General features: G+C 73.9%; 2 protein-coding genes. Both read right to left on the bottom strand.

The genetic code is table 11. The annotated features are described in order from the left end of the window. On the bottom strand, nucleotides 1-505 hold a 505-nt coding region (locus ACFFNX_RS49290), incomplete at its 3' end, for an RNA polymerase sigma factor (RefSeq protein WP_378213388.1). Nucleotides 506-614: 109 nt separating this feature from the next. After that, nucleotides 615-1,418 (bottom strand): class I SAM-dependent methyltransferase, encoded by an 804-nt coding sequence (locus ACFFNX_RS49285; RefSeq protein WP_378213386.1) that lies wholly within the window; start codon nucleotides 1,416-1,418, stop codon nucleotides 615-617. Nucleotides 1,419-1,699 lie beyond the last annotated feature (281 nt).

Here is a 1,699-nt window from a genome sequence, read left to right as displayed (position 1 = left end):
GCCGGCGCAGGTGGGTGAGGCAGCGCGCCCGCGTCGGACCCACGCTGCCGACCGGCATCTCGAGCGCCGCGGAGATCTCCGCGTAGCTGAGCCGCGGCGAGCCGGCGAACAGCTCCAGCAACTGGCGGCAGCGCGGCGGGATCGTCTCCAGGGCGGCCCCGACGGAGGCCGCCAGATCACGGCCGAACACGACGTGGTGAGGCCCGGTCACCGCCGGCCCGGATCCCTTCAGCGGCCGCTCCCGCCCGGCCCGCCGCAGTGTGGCCATGCTCTCGTGCCGGGCCGTGACCGCCAGCCAGGCCCCCGCGCGCGCCGGATCGCGCAGCAGCGTGAGGCGCTCGACCAGCCGGAGCCAGGTCGTCTGCACCACGTCGTCGGCGTCGGCGCCGCTCAGCCCGTACGAACGCGCGATCGCGCAGAGCAGGCGGGAGTAGCGGCCGACGAGTGCCCGCCACGCCTCCGCGTCTCCCTGCGCCGCCCGCCGTACGAGATCACCCGTGCTCATCTCCTCCACAGAGGCGGATATTAGCGCATCGTTACGGATCGACTACGCTAAGTCGTGAAGATGGTGTCACGACACCACCAGCGGTGCGGCCGGGCATGGGCGTGTCCCCTCAACGGCGACGAGCGGTGATGATCCAGGCACGGGAGCCGAACCAGACGCCGTCGTCGCGCAGGTGCGCGGAGAGCGTCTCGCGCAGACGCCCGACCGCACGCGCCGCCGCGGCGGGGTCCAGGCGGTTCAGCGTCTCGCGGGTGTGGGTGAAGCCACGGACCCAGCCGAGGGCGGCGGTCACGTCCGGACCGTAGTAGACCGGCTCGCGGACCTCGGTGAAGGCGATGCCGGCGAATCCCGCGGCCTCCAGCATCCGCGTCACGGCCGGCGGGTCGGCGAGCGAGAACGGATCCGGCCCGGCGGAAGCGGCAGCGATCGGCCCCCGGGGTCCGGCGAGGGCCTGGCGGATGGCGACGTCCCACTCGTTGCGTTCGGGGGACTGCCAGACCATCATCACCAGGCGCCCGGCCGGGCGCAGTGCCCGGCCGATGTTGGCGAACGCGGCGACGGGGTCCTCGAAGAACATCGTGCCGAACCTGCTGATCGCCAGGTCGAAGCGCTGCCGCGCAAAGCGGTGGACCTGTGCGTCGGCGTGCTCGAAGGCGACGTTGCGGAGCCCCTCCGCCCGTGCGAGTTCGCGGGCCCGCTCGATGGCGGGTGCCGAGATGTCGACGCCGAGCGCGCCGCCGGCCCGAGCCGTGCGCGCGGCCTCGCGGGTCGTCTGCCCGATGCCGCATCCCACGTCGAACACATGATCGCCGGGGCGGACGTCCCAGCTCCGGCGGAGCACCCGGTCGTGCCGCCGCAGTTCGGCCTCGTAGCCGCCGGGGTCGAGCGTATGTCCGCTTTCGGCGTCTCGCACCGTGGTCCCTTCACCGCCGTCGGGTCGCCTGGGCGCCGTCACACCGCCAGGATGGCACCCCGCCACCGGCGGCTCCGCGTACGCGACGAAGTGCCACGGAGCGCGACGACGGACCGGCGCCCAGCGCCTATGCCGTGAACATGACGCCGAGGTCCGGCGACACCCGCCTGCCGGCGGGGTCGAGCAGCCGGGCGGCCGCGACCGGGGCGGGGATCCGCTCGGCGGCCTTCAGCTCGACGAGCCGCCGGTGGTGATGTTGATGACGGCGTCGGTGTTCGCCG

It is taken from the genome of Actinoallomurus acaciae (genome assembly GCF_042429965.1).
Lineage (GTDB): Bacteria > Actinomycetota > Actinomycetes > Streptosporangiales > Streptosporangiaceae > Actinoallomurus > Actinoallomurus acaciae.
The sequence above is the reverse complement of the archived record's forward strand: the minus strand, read 5'-3'. Positions and strand labels throughout refer to the sequence as shown.